Source organism: Streptomyces sp. ISL-11 (assembly GCF_018614525.1).
Lineage (GTDB): Bacteria > Actinomycetota > Actinomycetes > Streptomycetales > Streptomycetaceae > Streptomyces.
Genome location: NZ_JAGGOL010000135.1, coordinates 1 through 6,468, shown reverse-complemented (window position 1 = coordinate 6,468; position 6,468 = coordinate 1). Strand labels below are relative to the sequence as shown.

8 protein-coding genes and 1 tRNA gene are annotated in these 6,468 nt (G+C 72.1%); 3 read left to right on the top strand and 6 right to left on the bottom strand.

Features of this window, described 5'->3' with window-relative positions; all coding sequences use genetic code 11:
* The coding region (locus J7E86_RS24675; RefSeq protein ID WP_251019629.1) for a S1C family serine protease at positions 1–1,374 on the top strand (1,374 nt) is incomplete at its 5' end.
* Positions 1,375–1,415: 41 nt separating this feature from the next.
* Positions 1,416–1,502, top strand: a tRNA-Ser gene (locus tag J7E86_RS24670).
* Positions 1,503–1,671: 169 nt separating this feature from the next.
* On the opposite strand, the gene J7E86_RS24665 is transcribed toward J7E86_RS24670, so the two are convergent.
* A complete protein-coding gene (locus J7E86_RS24665; RefSeq protein ID WP_215084328.1) occupies positions 1,672–2,499 on the bottom strand; it encodes an NAD(P)H-binding protein in 828 nt (275 codons plus the stop codon).
* A gap of 71 nt (positions 2,500–2,570) precedes the next feature.
* Between J7E86_RS24665 and J7E86_RS24660 the strand changes: the two genes are divergently transcribed.
* Complete coding sequence (locus J7E86_RS24660; RefSeq protein WP_215084326.1) at positions 2,571–3,011, top strand: helix-turn-helix domain-containing protein; 441 nt, start codon at positions 2,571–2,573, stop codon at positions 3,009–3,011.
* A gap of 37 nt (positions 3,012–3,048) precedes the next feature.
* On the opposite strand, the gene J7E86_RS24655 is transcribed toward J7E86_RS24660, so the two are convergent.
* The 5 genes from J7E86_RS24655 to J7E86_RS32125 all read right to left on the bottom strand — a co-directional run.
* Entirely contained in the window at positions 3,049–3,732 is a 684-nt protein-coding gene (locus J7E86_RS24655; RefSeq protein ID WP_215084324.1) for an antibiotic biosynthesis monooxygenase, read from the bottom strand.
* A 63-nt stretch (positions 3,733–3,795) separates the two neighbouring features.
* Positions 3,796–4,458 (bottom strand): antibiotic biosynthesis monooxygenase, encoded by a 663-nt coding sequence (locus tag J7E86_RS24650; RefSeq protein ID WP_215084322.1) that lies wholly within the window; start codon positions 4,456–4,458, stop codon positions 3,796–3,798.
* 47 nt (positions 4,459–4,505) lie between these two features.
* Positions 4,506–5,411, bottom strand: a complete 906-nt coding sequence (locus tag J7E86_RS24645; RefSeq protein ID WP_215084320.1) for a hypothetical protein — start codon at positions 5,409–5,411, stop codon at positions 4,506–4,508.
* A gap of 137 nt (positions 5,412–5,548) precedes the next feature.
* A complete protein-coding gene (locus J7E86_RS24640) occupies positions 5,549–6,181 on the bottom strand; it encodes a GNAT family N-acetyltransferase (RefSeq protein ID WP_215084318.1) in 633 nt (210 codons plus the stop codon).
* 93 nt (positions 6,182–6,274) lie between these two features.
* Positions 6,275–6,468, bottom strand: a 194-nt coding sequence (locus J7E86_RS32125) for a hypothetical protein (RefSeq protein ID WP_215084316.1), incomplete at its 5' end; no start/stop codon positions are given.

Here is a 6,468-nt window from a genome sequence, read left to right as displayed (position 1 = left end):
GCCGAGGACCGTACGGCGCAGCTGCCGAGCGTGGACGAGGGCGCTGCCTCCGGCGCGCCGGAGGACGCGGCCGCACCGCAGCCGGCCGGGTACGCGCAGGCCGGAGCGGCCGGACAGCACGCGGCAGGCGCCGCGCACGGTGGCTGGTACGGAGGTGCCGCGCCGCAGCCGTACGGCGGGCCGGCCGGTGGCGGTCCCGCCGGGCCCGAGGGGCCCTGGGGCGCGGTCCCCGTTCCCCCGGCGCGCAAGCGTGGCGGCGGCCTCGTCGCCGCGGCGCTGGTGGCGGCACTCGTCGCGGGTGGCGTCGGCGGCGGCATCGGCTTCTGGGCCGCGGGCCGTGCCGACAGCGACTCCTCCACGACCGTCTCCTCCTCGGGCGACCCCAAGACGGAGAGCCGCACGCCGGGTTCCGTCGCGGACATCGCGAGCAAGGCGCTGCCGAGCGTCGTCACCATCGAGGCGCAGAGCGGCGGCGGCGAGGGCGGCACGGGCACCGGCTTCGTCTATGACAAGCAGGGCCACATCCTCACCAACAACCACGTCGTCGCCTCGGCCGCGCAGGGCGGCGGCAAGCTCACGGCGACGTTCTCCAATGGCAAGCAGTACGACGCCGAGGTCGTCGGCCGCGCGCAGGGCTACGACGTCGCGGTCATCAAGCTGAAGGACGCCACCGGCGCGAAGCTCGACCCGCTGCCGCTCGGGGACTCCGACAAGGCGGCGGTGGGCGACGCCACGGTCGCCATCGGCGCGCCCTTCGGTCTCTCCGGCACGGTCACCACCGGCATCGTCAGCGCGAAGAAGCGCCCGGTCGCCTCCAGCGACGGCGGCGGCACCGGCAACGCCTCGTACATGAGCGCGCTCCAGACCGACGCGTCCATCAACCCGGGCAACTCCGGCGGTCCCCTGCTCAACGCGCAGGGCGCGGTCATCGGCATCAACTCCGCCATCCAGTCCGCGAACACCCCCGGCGGCTTCGGCGGGCAGCAGCAGGCGGGCAGCATCGGCCTCGGCTTCGCGATCCCGATCAACCAGGCGAAGAACGTCGCCGACCAGCTGATCAAGGACCGCACGCCGATCTATCCGGTCATCTCCGCCACGGTGAACATGAAGGACACCGGCAACGGCGCCAAGATCGCCCCCAGCGGTGCCAACAACTCTCCGGCCGTCACCCCCGGCGGCCCCGCCGACAAGGCCGGCCTGAAGCCGGGCGACGTGATCACCAAGCTCGACGACACCGCCGTCGACAGCGGCCCCACCCTCATCAGCGAGATCTGGACCCACCGCCCCGGCGACAAGGTCACCGTCACCTACACCCGCGACGGCAAGCAGTCCACGACGGAGATCACCTTGGGCGAACGCAAGGGCGACAGCTGAGGCGATAGGCTGATCCCCGCGCCGCCCGGTGGGTGGCGCGGGGAGAGTTGCCCGAGCGGCCTAAGGGAACGGTCTTGAAAACCGTCGTGGCAGCGATGTCACCGTGGGTTCAAATCCCACACTCTCCGCCGTGTGGCCGTCCGGCCAGGTAGAAGGGGTGCCCCCGTTTCGGGAGCACCCCTTTCGCGTGGGGCCCGGCTCGCTCCGCAGCGCCAGGCAGGCCGGAGCCAGGGCGATCCGGCCCAGCCGAAAGCGGCCCGCTCGCTCCGTACGGAGCAGCCAACGGCCGTTTTCCGTCTACGCAGTCGGTAGCGCCGCCGCGACCGCCGCCTTGTAGACCTCCAGCGCCGGCCGGGGCTCGCGGCCCAGGAGGGTGCGCAGGGCGTTGTCCTCGATCGCGGTGCCGTCCAGGAAGCCCCCGGCGATCGCCGAGTACGTGCTCACCAGCATCGGCACCTGGTAGGGCAGCGCTCCGCCGGCCGCGGTGATCGCCTCGCGGGCCGCGCCGAGCGAGCCGGGCTCGTACGAGCCGCCGATCGCGTCCGCCAGCTCGGCACCGCCCAGGGCCCGCTCGCCGACGAGTTCGTACACCCGTCCCGCGTGCCGCTCCGGCTCCGCCGCCACCCGGGCCGCCACCGCCGCGAGGTCGGCGCGGGCCACCGCGGCCAGTCGGCCGGCGCCCAGCGGCGCCGCGATCGTCCCGTCGGGGCCCGGGGCGGCGATGCCGGCGAGGAACTCGGCGTAGAGCCCGTTGCGCAGGATCGTCCACGTCAGCGGGCCGTGCGCGAGGCGGCGTTCGGTCCAGCGGTGGGCCAGCGCGTACGTCAGGTGGTCACCGTCGCCGCTGAGGCTGGTGTAGACGATGTGCCGCACACCCGCCCGCTCGGCCGCCGATATCGCCGCGTCGTGGCGGGCGATGACGACATCGTCCTCGCCGTATCCGGCGGAGATGAGCAGCAGGGTGTCCACGCCGGTGAAGTCGAGCGAGGACGGGTCGTCGAAGTCGACGCGCCGTTCGGCGGTGGAGCGGGGCGTGCGCGTGCCGAGCACGACGTCGTCCCGTCCGGCCAGTTCGCCGGCGATGAGATGTCCGAGCGCGCCGCCCGCACCGGTGATCAGGATCATTGCCTATCTCCCTCTGAGCTGTGTGTTTCCATCATCGGGAGCGAGTTTCGATCGCGTAAGGAGGCACATTGATGTCAGTAGGGCACACCGCGGTAACCACCCCGGTGCCGGGCGAACCCGTGATCGTCTGCGAGACGCCGCAGGACGAGTGCGGCGTGCGGGATGTGCTGGACCGGCTGGGCGACAAGTGGTCCGTCTACGTGGTGGTCGAGCTCGCCTCCGGCATAAGGCGGTTCAAGGAGCTGCAGCGCGCCATCCCCGGCGCCATCTCGCAGCGCATGCTCACGCTCACCGTGCGGCGCCTGGAGCGCGACGGCCTGGTGAAGCGGACGGTGTACCCCACCATCCCGCCGCAGGTCGAGTACGAGCTGACGGAGCTGGGCCACAGCCTCACCCACCTGGTCAAGGCCCTGGCGGATTGGTCGATCGCCCACCGGCCGGCCATCGCCGCCTCCCGGGAGGTCTGGGACGCCGCCGCGGCCGCCGCGACGGAGCCGACCGCCGCCACGTGAACGGCCGCTCCTCCGCGGCGCGGCGCGGCGTCGGGAGTCAGCTCGCGGGCGGTGCCGGCGCCGTCACGACGCTGCCGTGCAGGAGGTAGCGCTTCCCGCCGATGCCCCGGACCCCGGGCATCTCCTGGGTGAGCCGGGTGGCCGCCTGGGCGGTCGGGCCGGCCAGGAAGGCCACGTGGGCGCTTTCCTCGGTGAACTCCGCGTAGTTGAGGACCCGGCTGCCGTCGAGGCTGTAGTGGAAGTGCGCCGCGAGCAGCCCCGGAACGGTGGCCTTCAGCGGTCCATCGAGCAGGGCGTCGACGATGGCGCGCTGTGCGCCGCGGCCGTCGACGTCGAAGGTCGGCGCGACGATGAGGGCGGGGATGCGCTGGGTGTCGTAGAGGTTGCTGCGGTAGAGCTCGAACGCGATCGGGGCCGAACGCTCGATGTCCGCGCCGCCCTCGCCGAGGCCCGGCAGAGCCGCCGGCTTCTCGTACATGCGGCCGGAGGCGCGGTAGGACTCCAGGCCCGCCCACTGCTCGTACGTCCACACGTTCTCGCCGCAGGTGCTCACGTAACAGCTCTGCGAGAGGAGGCCGGCCGGGCGGGGCGCGGCCGTCCATTCGGCGACGACGGCGTCGGCCACGGCCCGCTGGATCCCGGCGGTGCCCACGTGGAGCGGGGTGATCAGGGCCAGTCCGGAGTCGGTGCGGTCGACGTCGGGGAAGACGGCTGTGGTCACGGCTTTCTCCTTGTGTTCTGCGTGCGGTTTCGAAGGCGGTACCGGCGGGTGCGTTCCTCCGGCTCAGGCGCTTCCGACACCCAGGCTCCGGTGGAGGCGGTAGCGCTTGTAGCCGATGGGACGGACGCCCGGGGTGTCCTGGGCGAGGCGCAGCGAGCGGTGGCGCGTGGCCCCGTCGAGGAACGCCGCGTGCGCCTCGTCGCTCGTCCACTCCGCGAAGTTGAGTACGCGGCTGCCGTCGACGCTGAGGTGGAAGTGGGCGGCGATCAGGCCCGCCTGTCCGCCCGTCGGCGCCTGCTCCAGAGTGCGCGCGACCGTCTCCACGATGTGCCGCTGCCGCTCCGCGCCGTCCACGTCGAAGCTGGCGGCGACCAGGGTGCCGGGCGCGCCCGCCGCCGGGTCGACCACCACGCTGCGGTGCAGGCGGAAGGCGATCGGTTCGACCCGTGCCGGGCCGGCCGGCAGGCCGCGCAGGAACGGTCCGTGGACGTCGGGGCCCGCGCACTGCGCGTACGTCAGCACGGTGCTGCCGTCGGTGGCCAGATAGCACGAGAGCGAGAGCAGGCCCTCGGGCCAGGGTGTCTGTTCCCAGGCGGTCACGACCTGGTCGAGCACCGCCCGCCCGTGATCGGCCCCGTCGACGAACCAGTAACTCACGTACGTCGCCTGCGCGTCGGAGCGTGTGATCTCGGGCCCGGTGGTCAGCGGGGCAGGGAGGGCGTTCATGGTCACCTCGTGCGATGAAGGGTCGGGCCGCGTCGAGTCGCCGAGGGTCAGCGCTTGTTCCACGTCTCGGTGTCCGGTGCGAAGTAACCCCGCAATTGCGGGATGAAGGCGCCGGAGCCGGCCGCGGAGTTGACCAGTCGATGGACGTACTTGGCCAGCTTCTCGGTGTCCGCGGCGCCCAGGGACGCGTACGGTGCCCGGTCGAGGCGGTCGGTCTCGCGCTCGATCTCGTGGCGCAGCGCGGTCCCACGGGCGGTCAGCGCGCCCTCGCCGCCCATCAGGCCGCGCGCCAGCAGCCGGGCCTGCGCGGCGGACCATTCGTCCTCGGTCCAGCCGCGCTGGGGCATGACGAGCTCCTTCGCCATGCCGCGTTCGCTCGCGCAGTCGAGGACGAGCGCCTCGACGCCTGTCAGCTCGAAGTGACCGAGCACCGTGATGTGTCCGTCACCCCGGTGCTCGCGCAGCATGGTCGCCGCGTGCCACAGCGCGATGTGAGGGACGCCGGGGCGGGGGAGGGCGGCGTTGGCCGCGTACAGGGGGCGGCCGGGGAAGGAAAGGCCGGAGGCGGCCGCCATGGCGAGGTCGGCGGCCTCCACCATCGCGTCCGAGTGGAGGGCGTCGGCGCCGAGGAGCCGTTCGAGCGCAGCACCGGCGGCCTTCTCCCGTGCGGCCAGGACGCGTTCGGGCGACACCATTCCCCAGAGCGCGGGAACGCGCTCCGCGAGGAAGCCGGGGGCGAAGGCGTTGAAGACGGCGGTCATGAGCGGAGCGCCCACCGGGCCGAGCGGCGCGGCCCGGCTCGCGAGCTGGACGCTCGACGGATCGGTGACGCCGAATTCCGCGAGTGCGTCACCCAGGTCCGCGGTGAAATAGGGAATCGAGTGAAATGCGTTGAGCGCCTGCGCGCAACGTCGCGCATATGAACGAGCGCCGGTCGGCGGTGCAGCAGTCATGACACCCTTAAGTACAACAACGGTTTTCGCGTCGCGGAATTGCTGGATCCATGGTGGAGACAGCAATGAGCTTCCCGGCGGGCATCCGGCGCGACAAGGGCATTGACCAAAGGGTGACGTGTGCTGACGCAGATTTGTCAGGGTATGTATACGCACGCCGCCAGCGGTGCGTGGCACGTCCAGCCGAGCGTCTCGTACAGGGCGCGGCCGTCGTCGGTCGCGCCCAGGACGCCGAGGGTCGCGCCGTCGGCCGCGGCGCGGTCGGCGAGGGTGCGCATGACGAAGGCGCCCAGGCCGCGGCGGCGGTGGGCCTCCTCGGTCACGACGCGGTCGACGACGGTGGCCGGCCCGAGGACGGCCATCTGCCCCTTGGCGGCGAGGTCGCCCGCCGCGTCGCGCACCTCGACGTGGGTGACGCCGTGGCGGACCTCCAGCGAGGCGGTGTAGCCGGCGGGGGCCGTGGGGTTGGTGGTCCGCAGGTCGAGGGCCATGAGGTGGCCCGACTCCTCCTTGTCCACCACCCAGCCCCGGGGAAGCCACTGTCCGGCCTCCTCGGGCGGCATGGGTACCTTCAGCCAGGTGTACGGCACGGTCACCGAGGCGGCGGCCGCCCGCACGGCCAACTCCTCGGCGTCGGGCAGGACATGGCGGCCCACGTGATCGGGTGCGCCCACGTCGACGTAGAGCCCCCAGGGCTTGTCGACCGGCCGAGGCGTGCGTCGTGAGACGGTCCAGCCGGACACCCAGGTCTGCACCAGTTCCGGAATCATCAAGCCCTCCCGAAGTGCTGAAGTAAGAGTCACTTGTCGGGAGGGGAGGTTATGCGAGCAGGTGTGGCGCGGCATCACCTTTAAGGAGGAGGGCTAGTACTCCAGCCGTACTTCTCCATTAAATGATGTCCCGTAAGCCCTGGTCAGGCATGTGATGATCTCGGTGTGAGTGCTGTGGTCACGGCGTCTGAGCCGGGGTGGATAGGTCTGTTCTCGGGGCTGAGCGAGGGGCAGTTCCGCAAGCTTGTCGGTGTGGTGCGGCGTCGGGGTGGTGGTGCGCCGACCGG